Origin of the sequence: Mesorhizobium sp. M0909, from assembly GCF_040319515.1 — a bacterium.
GTDB lineage: Bacteria > Pseudomonadota > Alphaproteobacteria > Rhizobiales > Rhizobiaceae > Mesorhizobium.
This window is the reverse complement of sequence record NZ_JAMYOA010000006.1, coordinates 265364-279899: the sequence shown is the minus strand read 5'-3', so window position 1 is coordinate 279899 and position 14536 is coordinate 265364. Positions and strand designations below refer to the sequence as shown.

Annotated in this window: 18 protein-coding genes; 10 read left to right on the top strand and 8 right to left on the bottom strand. The window is 63.4% G+C overall.

Annotated elements, in window-relative coordinates:
- The first annotated feature begins 3 nt into the window (after positions 1-3).
- Positions 4-1134 carry an anhydro-N-acetylmuramic acid kinase gene (locus NKH83_RS12175; protein ID WP_254818744.1) on the top strand — a complete coding sequence of 377 codons (1131 nt, stop codon included), beginning with the start codon at positions 4-6 and terminating at the stop codon, positions 1132-1134.
- On the opposite strand, the gene NKH83_RS12170 is transcribed toward NKH83_RS12175, so the two are convergent.
- Positions 1131-1562: a GNAT family N-acetyltransferase gene (locus NKH83_RS12170; protein WP_352804557.1), complete on the bottom strand. Its 432-nt coding sequence runs from the start codon at positions 1560-1562 to the stop codon at positions 1131-1133. The genes NKH83_RS12175 and NKH83_RS12170 overlap by 4 nt on opposite strands.
- A gap of 49 nt (positions 1563-1611) precedes the next feature.
- Complete coding sequence (locus NKH83_RS12165) at positions 1612-2787, bottom strand: MFS transporter (protein ID WP_352804554.1); 1176 nt, start codon at positions 2785-2787, stop codon at positions 1612-1614.
- A gap of 48 nt (positions 2788-2835) precedes the next feature.
- Between NKH83_RS12165 and NKH83_RS12160 the strand changes: the two genes are divergently transcribed.
- The 3 genes from NKH83_RS12160 (at position 2836) to NKH83_RS12150 (ending at position 5062) form a co-directional block, all read left to right on the top strand.
- On the top strand, positions 2836-3375 hold the full coding sequence (locus NKH83_RS12160; RefSeq protein WP_352804551.1) for an Lrp/AsnC family transcriptional regulator: 540 nt from the start codon (positions 2836-2838) through the stop codon (positions 3373-3375).
- 139 nt (positions 3376-3514) lie between these two features.
- Complete coding sequence (locus NKH83_RS12155; protein ID WP_352804548.1) at positions 3515-4000, top strand: dihydrofolate reductase family protein; 486 nt, start codon at positions 3515-3517, stop codon at positions 3998-4000.
- A gap of 75 nt (positions 4001-4075) precedes the next feature.
- A complete protein-coding gene (locus tag NKH83_RS12150; RefSeq protein ID WP_352804545.1) occupies positions 4076-5062 on the top strand; it encodes a sigma-70 family RNA polymerase sigma factor in 987 nt (328 codons plus the stop codon).
- Positions 5063-5067: 5 nt separating this feature from the next.
- On the opposite strand, the gene NKH83_RS12145 is transcribed toward NKH83_RS12150, so the two are convergent.
- From NKH83_RS12145 to NKH83_RS12120, 6 genes are read right to left on the bottom strand one after another with little or no spacing between them, the layout of a single operon-like run.
- Positions 5068-6327 (bottom strand): ABC transporter substrate-binding protein, encoded by a 1260-nt coding sequence (locus tag NKH83_RS12145; protein WP_128244314.1) that lies wholly within the window; start codon positions 6325-6327, stop codon positions 5068-5070.
- A 47-nt stretch (positions 6328-6374) separates the two neighbouring features.
- Positions 6375-6803 (bottom strand): DUF4440 domain-containing protein, encoded by a 429-nt coding sequence (locus NKH83_RS12140; protein ID WP_352804542.1) that lies wholly within the window; start codon positions 6801-6803, stop codon positions 6375-6377.
- Between the two features lie 8 nt (positions 6804-6811).
- Positions 6812-7867, bottom strand: coding sequence for an aldo/keto reductase (locus NKH83_RS12135; protein WP_352804539.1), 1056 nt, complete (start codon positions 7865-7867; stop codon positions 6812-6814).
- The gene (locus NKH83_RS12130) at positions 7864-8223 is read right to left on the bottom strand and encodes a TIGR04076 family protein (RefSeq protein WP_352804536.1); all 360 of its coding nucleotides are present in this window, start codon (positions 8221-8223) and stop codon (positions 7864-7866) included. Before NKH83_RS12130 ends, NKH83_RS12135 begins: the two co-directional genes overlap by 4 nt.
- The gene (locus NKH83_RS12125; RefSeq protein WP_352804533.1) at positions 8224-8712 is read right to left on the bottom strand and encodes a DUF3830 family protein; all 489 of its coding nucleotides are present in this window, start codon (positions 8710-8712) and stop codon (positions 8224-8226) included.
- Positions 8709-9452 carry a GntR family transcriptional regulator gene (locus tag NKH83_RS12120; RefSeq protein ID WP_352804530.1) on the bottom strand — a complete coding sequence of 248 codons (744 nt, stop codon included), beginning with the start codon at positions 9450-9452 and terminating at the stop codon, positions 8709-8711. Before NKH83_RS12120 ends, NKH83_RS12125 begins: the two co-directional genes overlap by 4 nt.
- Positions 9453-9577: 125 nt before the next feature.
- Here NKH83_RS12120 and NKH83_RS12115 point away from each other — a divergent pair, with 125 nt between their 5' ends.
- The 6 genes from NKH83_RS12115 (at position 9578) to NKH83_RS12090 (ending at position 14517) form a co-directional block, all read left to right on the top strand.
- The gene (locus tag NKH83_RS12115) at positions 9578-10375 is read left to right on the top strand and encodes an ABC transporter ATP-binding protein (protein WP_254818756.1); all 798 of its coding nucleotides are present in this window, start codon (positions 9578-9580) and stop codon (positions 10373-10375) included.
- Positions 10372-11121: an ABC transporter ATP-binding protein gene (locus tag NKH83_RS12110; RefSeq protein ID WP_352804526.1), complete on the top strand. Its 750-nt coding sequence runs from the start codon at positions 10372-10374 to the stop codon at positions 11119-11121. Before NKH83_RS12115 ends, NKH83_RS12110 begins: the two co-directional genes overlap by 4 nt.
- Positions 11118-12026, top strand: a complete 909-nt coding sequence (locus NKH83_RS12105; RefSeq protein ID WP_352804524.1) for a branched-chain amino acid ABC transporter permease — start codon at positions 11118-11120, stop codon at positions 12024-12026. The genes NKH83_RS12110 and NKH83_RS12105 overlap by 4 nt, the downstream gene beginning before the upstream one ends.
- Positions 12023-13003 carry a branched-chain amino acid ABC transporter permease gene (locus NKH83_RS12100; RefSeq protein ID WP_352804750.1) on the top strand — a complete coding sequence of 327 codons (981 nt, stop codon included), beginning with the start codon at positions 12023-12025 and terminating at the stop codon, positions 13001-13003. Before NKH83_RS12105 ends, NKH83_RS12100 begins: the two co-directional genes overlap by 4 nt.
- Positions 13003-14295 carry an NAD(P)/FAD-dependent oxidoreductase gene (locus NKH83_RS12095; protein WP_352804521.1) on the top strand — a complete coding sequence of 431 codons (1293 nt, stop codon included), beginning with the start codon at positions 13003-13005 and terminating at the stop codon, positions 14293-14295. Before NKH83_RS12100 ends, NKH83_RS12095 begins: the two co-directional genes overlap by 1 nt.
- 75 nt (positions 14296-14370) lie before the next feature.
- Positions 14371-14517 carry a hypothetical protein gene (locus NKH83_RS12090; protein ID WP_023716676.1) on the top strand — a complete coding sequence of 49 codons (147 nt, stop codon included), beginning with the start codon at positions 14371-14373 and terminating at the stop codon, positions 14515-14517.
- Positions 14518-14536 lie beyond the last annotated feature (19 nt).

The window sequence follows — 14536 nt, the reverse complement described above, 5'->3', positions numbered from 1 at the left end:
ATCATGAATCCGAAGAATGGCGAACCAATCTGGGCCGTCGGCCTGATGACCGGCACCGTGCTGGACGGCAATATCGACGTCGCGCTGATCAAGACCGACGGCGAACGGATCGCGGATTTCGGCACCTACACGCTGGCCCCCTACCCGCCGTCGATCCGGACCTTGCTGGAAGAGACGCTTAGGCAGGCAAGGAGCTGGAATTTCACCGGGCCGGAACCGGCAATCTTCCACGAGGCAGAGGAGGCGCTGACGCGCGCCCAGTCTCAGGCAGTCAAGGACCTGGTCGAACGCCACGGGCTGACGATGGCCGATATCGGCGTCGTCGGCTTCCATGGCCAGACCGTGCTGCACCGTGCCCCGCAAGTGGGCCGACTGGGCCAGACCCGCCAGCTCGGCGACGGCGAGCTGATGCATGCCATCCTGGGCACCAAAGTCGCCTATGACTTCCGCTCGGCCGACATGCGCGCCGGCGGCCAGGGTGCGCCGCTCTCGGCCGCCTATCACGCTGCGCTGCTGCGCGAAGCCGACGCCAGCGGCGACACGGCGGTGCTTAATCTCGGCGGCGTCGCCAACATCACCTGGTGGGACGGCACGGACAATGTTGTTGCCTTCGACACCGGACCCGCCAACGCACCGCTGAACGACTTCATCAAATCGAAGGGTCTTGGCGAAATGGACCGCGACGGCGCGCTGGCCCGCGCCGGGACGGTCGACGAGTCACGGCTGGCCAAGCTCCTGCAGCACCCGTATTTGACCAAGCCTTACCCGAAATCGCTGGACCGTTTCGATTTCGACGCCTCGATGGCGAACGGGATGAATGCCGAGGATGGCGCAGCACTGCTGACGGCCTTCACCGCGGCCGCGGTCGGCAAAGGGCTCGATCTTCTGCCGCGCCGGCCGAAGCGGCTGGTGGTCAGCGGCGGCGGGCGCCACAATCCAACGATTATGGCCATGCTTGCCAGCCGCGCCGGTGTCGAGGCCGTGCCGGCCGAGGCGATGGGCTGGAAGGGCGATGCAGTGGAGGCGGAGTGTTTTGCCTTCCTGGCAGTGCGCGTGCTTAGGGGCTTGCCGATCAGCTTCCCCAGCACGACCGGCGTGCCGCAGCCGATGCGCGGAGGGCGGCTCGCCGGCTAGTCGTGCTTCAGGTTCTTCTGTAAGAAGATGCGGCTGCGGCCGATGGGAAAGTCGGCGAGCGCACCGAACGGCCGGTAGCCGTGGCGCTCATAGGCCTTGGCCGCCTTGGGATTGAACGTGTCGATCCAGGCGCCGTGACAGTCGCGCGCGATCGCCTCCCTCTCGGCCGCCTCGAGCATCCTGCCGGCCATGCCCTGGCCGCGCAGTTTTTCATCGACCCAGAGCCATTGCACATAGAGCCAGCCCCAGGCGGTGTATCCCGAGATGCCGGCGACAATAACGCCGTGCTCATCGCGCACGAACACGGCCAATGCCTTCCTGCGGGAGGCGCCGACATCACTGTCGTTGAACGCAGCAAGCCGCTCTCCGAGAAAAGCCAGCTCGTGCGGCAAGGGATCGGCGGTTGTCTCAAGCGTTGTATTGTCCATCCACCAAGCATCTATCGATGGACGGGGCCGAGACGCAAGCCTTGCTGCGCTATAGCTTCGGCGAACGCCACGCCGCTGCCACAGCAGCGATCAGCATGAGCAGGGCTGCAACCACCGCCGACGTCGCAAAACCGAATGTGGAATAAAGCGGTCCGAACGCCGTGGTGCCGACGAACACGGCGAGGTAGGTCACCGCGCTGTTCAAGCCCATGATCGTGCCGCGCCGCGCAGGATCGAGCGCGGACAGGCGCATCACCAGGACGTTCAGCCCGAAATGATTGGCAAGGCCCCAGACGGCTATCATCGCTATAGTCAGATGGAAACTACTGCTCGCCGCGGCAATCGCGACATAGACGGCTGCGACGAGCAGGTAGGCAAATGGCATGATACGCCGCGCGCCCAGGCGATCGATAACGCCGTCAAGAAGTGCCGCCGCACCAAATCCGGCGCCATAAGCGAGCGCGGCCAACCCGTTGGCGCTGACCGGCCGTCCCAAGCCATTGTGAAGGTGATCGCCAAGATAGCCATAGACACCGTAGAACGCGGTCATGAATGCGGCGCAGGCAACCAGAAGCGGCACTATGCCGGGGACGCTCAAGGCGCCCAGCGGCGTCGGCGCCGGGCCGCTCTTCCTGACATCGCTCAGCGACGTCAGCGTCAGGCTTGCCAATGCGAGTGCTGCGAGCACCGCGACCGCCGCGAAAACGGCGCGCCAATGCACCAGGTCGGCAAGTACGGCCGACAGCGAAACCCCGGCGATCATGCTCAGCGTCCAGCCGGTCAGCACGACGCCTATGGTGCCGCTTTCGCGGCCGGGCGGTGCAATCGCGGCGGAGCTGGCGTAGATTGCCGGCATGGCGACACCTGCAGCGATGCCGGCGAGAAGCTGGGCCGCGACCAGCGCCGTCACCGTCGGCGCAGCAGCGCTGGCGACGAGCGCTATCGCCAGCAGCAGCAACGCTCCTTGCAGCATGCGGCGGGCACCAAGCCGGTCGATATAGCGCGCCAGGAACAAGGCGCTCGCCGACGTACCGAGCCCGAACGCGGCGGACGCGATCATAACCGCCGGCACGCTTGTGCCGAAGGACGCGGCCACCGCCGGTGCGATCGGACCGAGCACCAGCGAGTTCGAGCCGATCACGGCAATGCATCCGGTGAGGAGGTAAGCGAGCGCCGGGATAGGCGGCCTTGCCGTAAATGTTGCGACTTGATCACTATTCGACATAGGGCGATAATGGCCGTATTAAATTCTGCATCAATAGGGAATTTCATTATGGATGAAGAAACAGATTGCATTCCGCAGAACAGGCCTGCCGCCCGCGATATCGATGCAACCGACCGAAAAATATTAAGCGTTCTGGTCGACGACGCCACGATCAGCTATGCCGAGCTCGGCGACCGGGTCGGCCTTTCACCGCCGGCAGCCCATGAACGCGTCAAGCGCCTCCGGCGCAGCGGCGCCATCCGCAACACTGCGATCATCATCGATCCAAAAGCGGTGCACAAACCGCTGCTTGCCTTCGTCCATATCGACACCAAGGGGTGGGGCAAGACGCCGGAGCTGATGGCAATCTCCGAACACCCCGAAGTCGAGGAGATTCATTCGGTGGCCGGCGACACATGCATGCTGATCAAGGTCCGCACCGAGGACACGCGGGCACTCGAAGGCCTGTTGTCGCGCCTCTACGAAACGCCTGGCGTCACCTCGACCCGAAGCTATGTGGTCCTGTCGACCTATCTCGAGCGGCCGGTGCAGCCGGGGATAACGACGGAATGGCCGACCCCCCGGCACATGGCCAAGCCGCTTTATTAGCTCATACGATTCTCACGCGTATCCAAAGTCGAACCGGATACGTCTTAGGCACTGCATCCTGTGGTCATCCGTCGGGCCGGTTCGTTTGCGCCGGTTCTTGGATCCGACGGGATGCCTGTTGCGCAACCGGAGACACGCGATGAGAAAATTAATCGTAGGCAGCTTCATTTCGCTGGACGGCGTCATCGAAGCACCAATGGAATGGGCCTCGCCCTTCTTCGACGAGGAGATGAAGGAACACTCATATAAAAAGGCCGGCGAGGCGGATTTTTTCCTGCTCGGCCGCATCACCTATGAAATGTTTTCGGCGCGTTGGCCGCAGGTCAAAGGCAGCAAGTACATGGACCGCATGAATGGGCTGAACAAGCTCGTCGCTTCGCGCAGCCTCAAGGCAGTGAGCTGGAACGCGTCGCTGATCGAAGGCGACGTCGCTGCCGAAATCGCCGGAATCAAGCAGCAAACCGGCGGCAACATATTGAAGTATGGAGTGAGCAATCTCGACCAGACGCTGCTCGCCAACAGGCTTGTCGATGAGTATCAACTCTCGATCGTGCCGACCCGCGTCGGCCATGGCAAACGCGCTTTCCAGGATGTCGACCCGTCCCTGGTCAAGCTGGAGCTATAGATACGCACCGTTTCAAGAACGGCGTGATCACGCTGACCTATGCCCCGCTGTGATCCGCCGCCGAATCGAATGCCAATGAAGATGCAGCCAAGACTTGACCCGACCGGGCTTTTCGACGTCCGCTACGCCGGCTTCCTGGAGACAGTCGCGCATTTGCGTGGACGGCTGCACCGCTACTGTGCACGTATGACCGGTTCGACGCTCGACGCCGAAGACGTGATGCAAGAGGCGCTGTTCGAGGCTTATCGGAAGATCGAGAAGCTGGACGATGCGACTGCTCTTCGCCCTTGGCTGTTTCGCATTGCACATAATCGCTGCATCGATTTCCTGCGAAGCCGGCAGGTGCGTCAGCATGCGGAGGCCAATTTCGTCGAAGACGAGATAGTCTTGCCGGTCGAGCCGGCGGCCCAGGGCGCGGATCGCGCGATGGAACGGCTGGTGATCCACCTGCCGCCCAAGGAACGCGCCTGCGTCCTGCTCAAGGACGTCTTCGACTATTCGCTGGAAGAGATCGCCGATCTCGTCGGCTCGACCGTGGGTGGTGTCAAGGCCGCGTTGAGCCGTGGCCGCTTCAAATTGGCCGCCTTGTCAGGTGAGCCAATCGTGCGTTCGGAGCCCCAGCGCGATCCGGAACTTCTGGAATTGCTCAGCCGCTATGTCGAACTGTTCAACCGCCGCGACTGGGACGGGGTTCGGGCGTTGACCAGCGCCGACGCACAATTGCGGGTCGCGGATTGCTTCAAGGGCAGGCTGTCGGAATCACCTTACTTCGTTGAATATGAAAGAGCCTCGACGGCCTGGAAAATGGCGATTGGCATGATCGATGGCGAGGCGGTGCTGCTCCTGCTCCACCATGGCGAAGACGGTTGGAGGCCGGCCCATCCGGTTCGGATCGAAGCCGCTGGCGGGACCATAAATCGCATCACCGATTATTATGCCTGCCCCTGGATCATGCCGACGGCTGTGCGGTGGTCGTTTCCAGGCCGGCCTAACCAGCAACAGGACATGCAAGCGTCCGGCATCAACCTCAATGAAATGGGATCGATGCCGGACAAGACATAGGGGGCTTACTGAAGCTTCGCCTGCAAGGCGTTGACGTCATCCGTCGTCATTTCGCCATCGGTCGTCACCTTGCCGTCGACGATCTTCCAGAGCCGGAACGGGCCGGTGATGTCGCCGTACTTATCGAAGGCGACCGGCCCGATGACGCCTTCGTAGCGGATCGGCTTGCCGTCCTTGATCAGGCCTAGCGCCTTGGCGAACTCGTCTTTGCCGGCATAGATCGGCGTGCCGGCCGGATCGACCGCCTTGTACATCGCGTCCTTGATTTTGGCTGGATCCTCGGAGCCGGCAATGGCGATGGCCAAGCCGACGATGGCGCCGGCATCATAGGAACGGTCGGCCGCCGGGTTCGACGGCTCAATGCCCGAAAATTCCTTGTAGTTCTTGGTGAAATATTCGGTCGATGCGGTCGGGCTGGTGCCCGAGGAAGTGCCATAGGCATCCTTCAAATAGTCGGCGCCGACGGATTCGATGAAATCCGGGCTGTTCATGCCGTCATTGAGCAGGAACTTCTGGACGCCGCCCTGCGAAATCCAGGTGCGGGCGATGGTTGCGCCGTCGACAGGCGTGCTGACGAGATAAAGCCCGTCCGGCTCGCCGGCCATCGCCGCGGTCACTTCAGAGGCATAGCTCGACTGCTTTTCATTGTAGGGCGTGTCGGAGACGATGGTGCCGCCGAGCGCCTTATAGGCACGCGAGAATTCCGCCACCATGTTAACGCCGAAGTCGTTGTTGACGTGGATGACCGACAGCTTCTTGAAGCCCTTGTCGATGGCATATTTGGCGGCGGCGACGCCCTGCAGAGCGTCCGAGGTGATGGTGCGGAAGAAGATGCCGTTGGTCTTGCCGTCGCGCCCGAGCGCCGTCAGCGTCGGCGACGACGAAGCCGGCGACACCTGGACGATCTTGGCCGGCGCGGTGACCGAGGTCAGGATCGGGATCGACACCGAGGAGATGATGCCGCCTATGATCACCGGCACCTTCTTGACCTGCACGAGCTGGGTTGCGGCGTCGACCGCAATGTTGCCCTGGCTCTGGCTGTCGCGGGTGTCGGTCGCGAGATCGCAGCCGCGCACGCCGCCGGCATCGTTGATGTCGCGGAAGGCCATTTCGACCGACTTGGCGCCGGCCTGGCCGTATTCGCCGGCCGGGCCGGTCAGTTCCATGACGAGGCCGACGGTGATCTTGCAGTCGGCGGCCTGCGCTGCGCCGGCCGCTGTCAGCAAGGCGAGCGCGGTGGTGATCTGAAGTATGGTCTTTGTCATTGTTGTTCCCCTTTCGTTACACGACTCTCATTCACGCTTGAGCCTGTTCAGCCTTCCGGCACCTGCAGCCAGGTTTCATGCAGATGTCGCCATTCGACGCCGTTAGGCCCCGATGAACTGGTGGTGAAAACGGCACTCGAGCGACGGCGGCTGTGCTTGCCGGCGCGTTGCTGTGCCTCGACGTAGCAGACGACGATCGTGTCGCCGGCCTGCCAGCCGGCCCGGATATCCTCGATCGAGATACTGAAATCGCCGTCACAGCTGGCGCGGCTTGCGCTGACATGGTCAAGCACAGCATCGCGATCGAGGACCTGACCGTCCGGCGCAACCATCTGGAAGCCTTTGCCCATGACGCTTTCGAAGCGCCTGAAATCTGCATTGTCCGCACTCGCCGCATTGAACCAGTCGACGAAGAAGCGGTGGAGATCGACCACCTCGGCGCTGGCGCGGGAAAGCAAGGAGGGGTTTTCGTCCATGGCCGCGTTCATTTCCTGCCTGCATTCAAATTGTAATGCATGATCGAGCCGTGGCGGCCGTGACGGTCGCGTTCCAATGCGTAGACGTCGCCCAGCGGCCCCCGGCTTTGCGCGACTACGGCAGCGACCCTCGCCCGTTCGTCTGCATCGAGCGCGACGTCCATGATTCTGGCATTGGCAAGGGCGTGCGCCTGGTTGCGGGCTCCGACGATGACGGCCGCCACTTGCGGCTGCTCCAGCACCCAGGCGCTGGCGATGGTGGCGATGTCGACACCGCGGTGATCGGCGATGGCCTTCAGCGTGCGAAGCAACTCCTGGAAAAGCTCCCAGCCGCCGAAATCATCGATGATCAGCTTGTATTTGACCAGCGACCGGTTTTCGAGCGGCGTCTGCGGCTCGGTAACGCCAAGCCATTTTTCGCTGAGGAAGCCGCCCGCCACCGAACCGTAGCAGAGGAAACTGACGCCATGCCGGCTGGCGAGTGCTGCAAGGCTGTTGGCCGGCCGCTGGTCGAGCACCGAGTATTGCAATTGCTGGCTGACCAGCGGCACACCTGCGGCCAGGATCTCGGCCAACCGCGGCGTGTCGAAGTTCGTGGTGCCGATATTGCGCACCTTGCCTTCCCTGCGGATTTCGTCGAGCCAGCCCATCGCATCGACATAGCGGGGCACCGAATAGTCCCACCAATGGAACTGCACAAGATCGAGGCGCTCAGTCTTCAACCGCCGCAGCGACTGGTCGACGATGCCGCTGATGTAGTCGCGGCTGATCGTGGAAAGCCGTTCGAGGTCAGGCACCAGCTTGGTGTGCACCTTCATCTTGGCGGCGGCGTCGAGGCCGCGCTCGTTGGCAAGGCGCAGGCGCGCTGCGCCGATCAGCTCTTCGACACCGGTATAGATATCGGCGCAATCATAGGTCCAGATGCCGGCGTCGAACGTGGCGATCAGGTCGCTCACCGCCTGTTGGCGATCGATCGCGCCGTGCCCGCCGGCAAGCTGCCAGCCGCCGCGAATGACGCGCGAGATCGTGTAGCCGGGGCTGAGCTCGAATGCCTTGGCGGTCATCTTCGGTCACTCTCCTTCGGCAGCGGCACCGCCGTGGTTTCGGCATGGCTGAACCGCCGCTTGCCGGTCCTGATGATCCGCAGCCGGCTGGCGCAATTGGGATCTGGACAAGCGATCTCGGCGTCCGATGTCATCCAGTCATTCCTGTGGGTCGGGCGCTGTTTTGCCGCGAGCAGCGGCAGCACGGCTGATATCGAATAGATCGAAAAACCCTGGCCCGCCGGCATCGACAGCATCTCGCCCTTCAGCTCGAAATAGTCGCCGGCCTTGGCGCCGCAATAGATCGGCTTGCCCTCAGGGATAACCGCTTCGACACGAAGGTCGAAGAGTTCGAAACTGTCGTCTTGCTCAGCCATTCAGATCTCCACCCGGGTAAAGGTGATGTCGCAGGCGCCGTTGCGGCGGATCACGCCACAAGCGGCTGCGAATTTATCGCGATCCTCAGGCAGCACCTGCGCGACGACGCTTCCGGCAAGCCAGCCGATCGGGAACAGCAGCCGCGCACCCTGTCCATAAAACAAGCCGATGTCGAAAATAGCATTCGGATTGCCGCCCCACATGCGCGGCGGCACGTAGGACAACACGATGTCGCCCGGCTGCGGCGTCAGCGTTGCATTCTCCGCCGGCAAGGGCCTGGCATAGGTTTGGCCCTCAAGATCGGCTGATGGAACCGGGCAGGAAATCTCAGGCCCCGTCCACATCGCATGGATGCCGGCAACGACGCGCGGCTGCTCGAGATAGGCCAGCAGGAAGGCGGCGTTGTCGGGCGCCTTTTCAGGCAACAGCAGGGCGGTCACCGAAAGTTGTGAGCGCGGCTCGGTGATGCTGATGCCAGGCGCCGTCATGCCCTCAATCCTTCCTTGCTTGTGGATTGGAGCTTGTCGCGCAGAAAGGCGAAGGGCCGGCTGATGTCGGCCACCAGCGCCTCGCGCGCCGCTTGCGCATCCTGCCTGGCAAGCGCGGCGACGATGCTGCGGTGATAGTGGGCGGTGTCGACCTCGCCGGCGTCGGAAAAGGCGTAGATGGCGACGCGGATACAGGGTCCGGATTGCAGCCAAAGGCTCTCGATCATCGGGATCAGCACGGCGGAACCGCAGCAACGGTAGATCTCGAAATGGAAGCTCTGGTTGAGCGTCGCCTCGCGATCGATATCCTTCTTGTGCTTCAGTGCCCGCATCTCGTCCCACTCGCCTAGCATGGCTTCGACCGAAGCAATCTGGCGCGGGTTCATGCGCGTGGCGGCAAGTGCTATCGCTTCGCCCTCTATGAGCGACCGAGCCCGCAAGAGATCGTCGATACGCTCCAGCGTGATCGGCGGCACGCGCACCGAACGGTTGGGAAGCGCCTCCAGCGCCTTCTCGGTGATCAGCCGTCCGAGCGCCTCGCGCACCGGCATGGTGCTGGTGACCAGCGCGTCGGCGAGGCCGCGGATGGTCAGAACCTGGCTCGGCTCGAAAAGGCCGCCGATCAAGGCGCGGCGAAGCTCCGAATAGACGCGATCCTGCACGGTCTCGCGGCCGACCGGTGTAAGCTGGGCCGCGATCACCTCATTGTTCTTGTTCTTTTCGACGGCGGCCTTCTGCATTGGCAATTCCGGTCTTGGCCGTTTTCGGCTTGCGGAAGAAATTAAAGCCGAATAGCGTGATCAAAGCAAGTGTGATCACAAATCAAATCATAGGCGACGAAGATCGCTTTCGGCCAGAGGGATTGATGAGCGACACGACGGAACGGCAGGAGGAGATCCGCACGCCGGTCCTCACGGCCAGGAACGTCCTCAGACGCTTCGGCGGGCTCGTTGCGGTCAACAATGTCTCGTTCGACGTCCGGCCGGGCGAAATACTTGGCCTTATCGGCCCGAACGGCGCAGGCAAGACCACGATGTTCGACCTGCTCGCCGGCAGCATTCTGCCGACCAGCGGCGAAATCCTCCTCAACGGCGTATCGGTGTCGGGGGAAGCTGCCCATCGCCGCATCCGCCGCGGCCTCGGCCGCACGTTCCAGATCCCCCGGCCCTTGCCTAACCTGACGCTGATCGAAAACGTCATGCTGGCCGCGCAAGGGCAGGCCGGAGAAAAACTGCTCGCCAATTTCCTGACGCCCCGGCGGGTCGCTGCCGAAGAACGGGCTGCCGAGATAAGAGCCGTCGAACTACTCGAGCTCGTCACGATCGCTCACCTTGCGCACGAGCCGGCGCGCGTGCTTTCAGGCGGCCAGCGCAAGCTGCTCGAGCTGGCCCGCGTGATGATGGCCGACCCGGCGATCATCCTGCTCGACGAGCCGGCGGCCGGGGTCAACGCAACCCTGCTCGAGATCATCATCGACCGCATCCGCGACATCAATGCGCGCGGCATCACCTTCCTGCTGATCGAGCACAATATCGACATGGTGACGCGACTCTGCCACCGCGTGCTGGTCATGGCGAGCGGCCAGCTTCTGCGCGAAGGCACTCCGGACGAGGTGGCGCGTGACCCACGCGTCATCGAGGCCTACCTCGGAGGCACGGCATGAGCCAAAGGGTACTCGATGTCCGCGATCTCGAAGCCGGCTATGAGCCCGGCGTTCCGATCGTGCGCGGCGCCTCGATCACCGTCGACAAGGGCGAGATCGTCGTCGTCCTTGGTCCCAACGGCGCCGGCAAGTCGAGCCTTATCAAGGCCATCGCCGGCCTCGTCCCGATCACCGGCGGCACGGTGCTGCTGGACGGCAAGGATATCACGGCGTCGCCCGCCCACACCATGGTCCGCCTTGGCCTTGCCTTCGTGCCGCAGACAGAGAACATCTTCCCGCTGATGTCGGTCGAGGACAATCTCAGGGTCGCCTGCGGCATTCTGAGGCCGCGCGAGGTCCCCGCCCGCATTGAGGAAATGTATGCGGTCTTTCCCGATCTCGCCCGTCAGCGCAGAACAGCCGCGGGCAATCTCTCAGGCGGACAGCGGCAGATGCTGGCCGTCGCGCGGGCATTGATCGTCCATCCCAAGGTGCTGGTGCTCGATGAGCCGTCGGCCGGCCTGTCGCCGAAATTCGTATCGATGGTGTTCGAGATGCTGGCCGGCATCCGCAAATCCGGCGTCACCATCCTGCTGGTCGAGCAGAACGCGAAGGCAGCGCTTGCCGTTGGAGACCGCGCCTACGTGCTGGTCGAGGGCAAGGACCGGCACCAGGGCATCGCCGCCGAGCTCTGGAACGATCCGGTCGTCGCCGAACTCTACCTTGGCCAGCGCCGCCCCGACTCTGGGAAAGGAGGCGCGGCATGAACCTGCAATTTGTCGTCGACGGACTGCTGGCAGGCTCGATGATCGGCCTCGGCGCCATCGGTGTGACACTCACCTATTCGATCTTGCGCTTCTCTAACTTCGCCCATGGCGACTTCATGGCCTGGGGCGCCTATGCGACGCTGGCCGTGGTTGGCGCCATTGGCGCGATGTTCGGCAAGATCGCGCCGATCGCGCCCCTCTCCTTCGGTTGGCCGCTGATCGCCGCGCTCATCATCGGCATGGCGGTTACCGGCCTGCTGGCACTGGCGCTCGATCTGGTGCTGTTCGCGCGGCTGCGGGCCAAGGGCCAGGCGATCATCGTGGTGATGGCCAGCTTCGGCGCCTCGATGGCGCTGAGAAGCCTGCTCGAATTCATCTTCACCTCGCGTCCGACCTATTTCAGCCGGGCCATCCAGATCGCCATACCCGTCGGCTTCGGCATTCGCATCACCCCCGACCAGATCGCGCTGCTGCTGCTGACGGCCGTCCTGGTGCTCGGTGTGCACCTCCTGATGACCCGCACCCAGACCGGCCGTTCGATGCAGGCATTGAGCCAGAACGCGGCACTGGCGCGCATCGTTGGCATTGACGTCGCCAAGGTGGTGCGCGTTACCTGGATGATCGGCGCGGCGCTGGCCTGCGTCGCCGGCGTCATGATCGGCATTCTCATCCAGATCCGCCCATTCATGGGTTTCGAGATGCTGCTGCCGATGTTCGCGGCCGCTATCCTCGGCGGCATCGGCAGCGTGCCCGGCGCCGTTCTCGGCGGCCTGATCATCGGCTTGGCCGAAGCCGGCGCGGTGCAGCTGATCGGCGCCGAATGGCGGACGGCCGTCTCCTTCATCATCCTGATGGCGGTGCTGTTCGTGCGCCCCATCGGACTTTTCGGAGTGAGGGAACGCTGATGGATCTGCTCGGCTACGGCGCTTTCTTCCTGACCACCGCGCTGATTTTTTCGCTCGTCACGCTCGGGCTCAACCTGCAATGGGGGCTGACCGGGCTTTTCAATGTCGGGGTCGCCGGCTTCGTTGCCATCGGCGCCTACACCTCGGCACTGCTGACCACGCCCGACGATGCCGCGCGCCTCGGCGGCTTCGGCCTGCCGATCCTTGTCGGCTGGCTCGGTGCAATGGTCGTTGGCGGCGCCGCGGCCGCCCTTACCGGCATTGCCACGCTGCGCCTGAGATCGGACTATCTGGCGATCACTACTTTCGGCGTCGCCGTCGTCGTGCAACTGGTAGCGCTCAATGCCCAGAAGCTGACCGGCGGCCCTTTCGGCATCGGCTTCATTCCGCGTCCGTTCGGCGGTCTTGCGGAAACGCCGTTGCTGTTCAACCTTTCGAACCTTGCGATCGTCTTCGTGGTGACGCTGATCGTCTATCTCGCGCTGGAGCATCTGTCGCGCAGCCCGTGGGGGCGCGTGTTGAAGGCGCTTCGCGAGGACGAGCGGGCCGCGATATCCCTAGGTAAAAGCGCACGTTTCTACCGCGTCCAGGCCTTTGCCGTGGGCGGTGCCATCATGGCACTGGCCGGCGCGTTGCAGGCGCATTTCACCGGCTTCATCGCTCCGGACAATTATTTGCCGGCGCTGACTTTCCAGGTCTGGGTGATGCTGATCGTCGGTGGCGCCGGCAGCAACATCGGCGCCGTCATCGGCAGCATCCTGGTCTGGGCGATATGGGCCGGATCGGGAGCCTTGACCAGTGTGTTGTTCTCGCCGGAACAGCAGGCTCGTGCCGCTTCGCTGCAGATCGTGGCGATCGGCGTGATGCTGTGCGTCATCCTTCTGGTCAGGCCGAACGGCCTGTTCGGCGACAGGCCGCGGCGCGCAAGGTTCGGCAAGGGCGCGAAAGCGGCTCCGGACGAGAGCGCGGCACGGTGATGAGCAGCGCTGCAGTGCCACGCGGCCTTTCGCTCTGGCACGCCGTCGGCCGCAACCGCCGAGAACGACCCGCCCTCGAAGGTGCACTCGAGGTCGATCTGGCGATTGTCGGCGGCGGATTCTTGGGCCTTTCCACCGCGCTGCACACCGCCGAGAAAGGCATCTCGGTCGCCGTCCTCGAGGCGGAAACCATCGCCTGGGGCGCGTCCGGCAGGAACGCCGGTTTTGTCGTGCCGAATTTCGCGAAAAGAGATCCCGAAGATATCATTGCCCAACTCGGGCCCGAACGCGGCGAACACCTTGTCGATTTCGCCGCCGGCAGCGCCGACCTCGTCTTCGACCTGATCAAGCGGCATGCCATCGAATGCGATGCCGTCCAGAGCGGCTGGATACAGCCAGCCCATTCACCGACAGCTTTGCAAAAGACCAGATCGCGTGTCGAACAATGGGCACGGCGCGGAAGACCGACTGTTGCGCTGGATAGACCGGCGGTCGAGGAGCTGACCGGCGTTCGCGGCTATCTCGGCGGCTGGATGGATCGGTCGGGTGGCGTCCTCAATCCGGTCGAATATGCGCGCGGCCTCGCCGATGCGGCGGAGAAAGCCGGCGCGCGCATTTTCGAACATACGCGTGTCGCCTCGATCGATCACATAGGCGATGGTTGGGCTTTGAAGACGGCCTCCGGCTCGGTACGCGCAGGAAAGGTGCTGGTCGCCACCAACGCCTATGGCGGGCCGCTGGATCGCGCGCTGCGGCGAACCTATTTCCCGCTGAAAATCTTCCAGATCGCGACAGCGCCGCTGCCGCGCGAGATACGCACTCGCCTGCTTCCTGGCGGGCAAGGCGTCGGCGACACAAGACGCAATCTCTTCACCTTCCGCTTCGACGGCGAAAACAGGCTGATCACCGGCGGCATGCATGTTTTTGGCCCCGGTGCCGACACGCGGGTGCCGCGGGCGATCTGGCGGCGCCTGGCAAAACACCTCGACCTCCCGGAGATCCCGCCGCTTGAATATAGCTGGTCGGGGATGGCTGCCGTCGAGCCCGACTTCCTGCCGCGCCTTGTCGATCTCGGCCCCGGCCTGATCGCGGGCTTTGCCTGCAACGGACGCGGCATCGCCATGACGACGAGCATGGGCAAGGTGCTCGCGGATTGGGCTGACGGAACAAAGCCTCAGGATTTGCCGCTGCCGTTTGCGCCGCCGTCGCCGATCCCGTTCCACGGCCTGACGCGGCATGCGCCAAACATGCTGCTTCCCCTAAGCATGCTGCGCGATCGGCTGGATGGCTGATCGACGTGCGTGTCCGTCCGCCGTCCTGATACCGAACCGCTAGACTCGCTCAGATCATGTTGTTAACGACAGCGGATGAAGCAGAACTATCTTTATCTCATCATCGGCGCTTTGGTCGTCGCCGTCATTGCCTTGGGCATTTACGTCTATCGCGAGGAGACCAAGCCGAAAGGCGTGGAACTTCGTATCGACGATTCCGGCATTTCAGTTCAGGAAAAGTAGACATTTCTGCTCCCCGACT

Bases quoted from the DNA above. Each gene is read 5' to 3' on its own strand.
- NKH83_RS12175 (WP_254818744.1), top strand. From the start codon at position 4: ATGAATCCGAAGAATGGCGAACCAATCTGGGCCGTCGGCCTGATGACC.
- NKH83_RS12170 (WP_352804557.1), bottom strand. From the start codon at position 1,562: ATGGACAATACAACGCTTGAGACAACCGCCGATCCCTTGCCGCACGAG.
- NKH83_RS12165 (WP_352804554.1), bottom strand. From the start codon at position 2,787: ATGTCGAATAGTGATCAAGTCGCAACATTTACGGCAAGGCCGCCTATC.
- NKH83_RS12160 (WP_352804551.1), top strand. From the start codon at position 2,836: ATGGATGAAGAAACAGATTGCATTCCGCAGAACAGGCCTGCCGCCCGC.
- NKH83_RS12155 (WP_352804548.1), top strand. From the start codon at position 3,515: ATGAGAAAATTAATCGTAGGCAGCTTCATTTCGCTGGACGGCGTCATC.
- NKH83_RS12150 (WP_352804545.1), top strand. From the start codon at position 4,076: ATGAAGATGCAGCCAAGACTTGACCCGACCGGGCTTTTCGACGTCCGC.
- NKH83_RS12145 (WP_128244314.1), bottom strand. From the start codon at position 6,327: ATGACAAAGACCATACTTCAGATCACCACCGCGCTCGCCTTGCTGACA.
- NKH83_RS12140 (WP_352804542.1), bottom strand. From the start codon at position 6,803: ATGGACGAAAACCCCTCCTTGCTTTCCCGCGCCAGCGCCGAGGTGGTC.
- NKH83_RS12135 (WP_352804539.1), bottom strand. From the start codon at position 7,867: ATGACCGCCAAGGCATTCGAGCTCAGCCCCGGCTACACGATCTCGCGC.
- NKH83_RS12130 (WP_352804536.1), bottom strand. From the start codon at position 8,223: ATGGCTGAGCAAGACGACAGTTTCGAACTCTTCGACCTTCGTGTCGAA.
- NKH83_RS12125 (WP_352804533.1), bottom strand. From the start codon at position 8,712: ATGACGGCGCCTGGCATCAGCATCACCGAGCCGCGCTCACAACTTTCG.
- NKH83_RS12120 (WP_352804530.1), bottom strand. From the start codon at position 9,452: ATGCAGAAGGCCGCCGTCGAAAAGAACAAGAACAATGAGGTGATCGCG.
- NKH83_RS12115 (WP_254818756.1), top strand. From the start codon at position 9,578: ATGAGCGACACGACGGAACGGCAGGAGGAGATCCGCACGCCGGTCCTC.
- NKH83_RS12110 (WP_352804526.1), top strand. From the start codon at position 10,372: ATGAGCCAAAGGGTACTCGATGTCCGCGATCTCGAAGCCGGCTATGAG.
- NKH83_RS12105 (WP_352804524.1), top strand. From the start codon at position 11,118: ATGAACCTGCAATTTGTCGTCGACGGACTGCTGGCAGGCTCGATGATC.
- NKH83_RS12095 (WP_352804521.1), top strand. From the start codon at position 13,003: ATGAGCAGCGCTGCAGTGCCACGCGGCCTTTCGCTCTGGCACGCCGTC.
- NKH83_RS12090 (WP_023716676.1), top strand. From the start codon at position 14,371: ATGAAGCAGAACTATCTTTATCTCATCATCGGCGCTTTGGTCGTCGCC.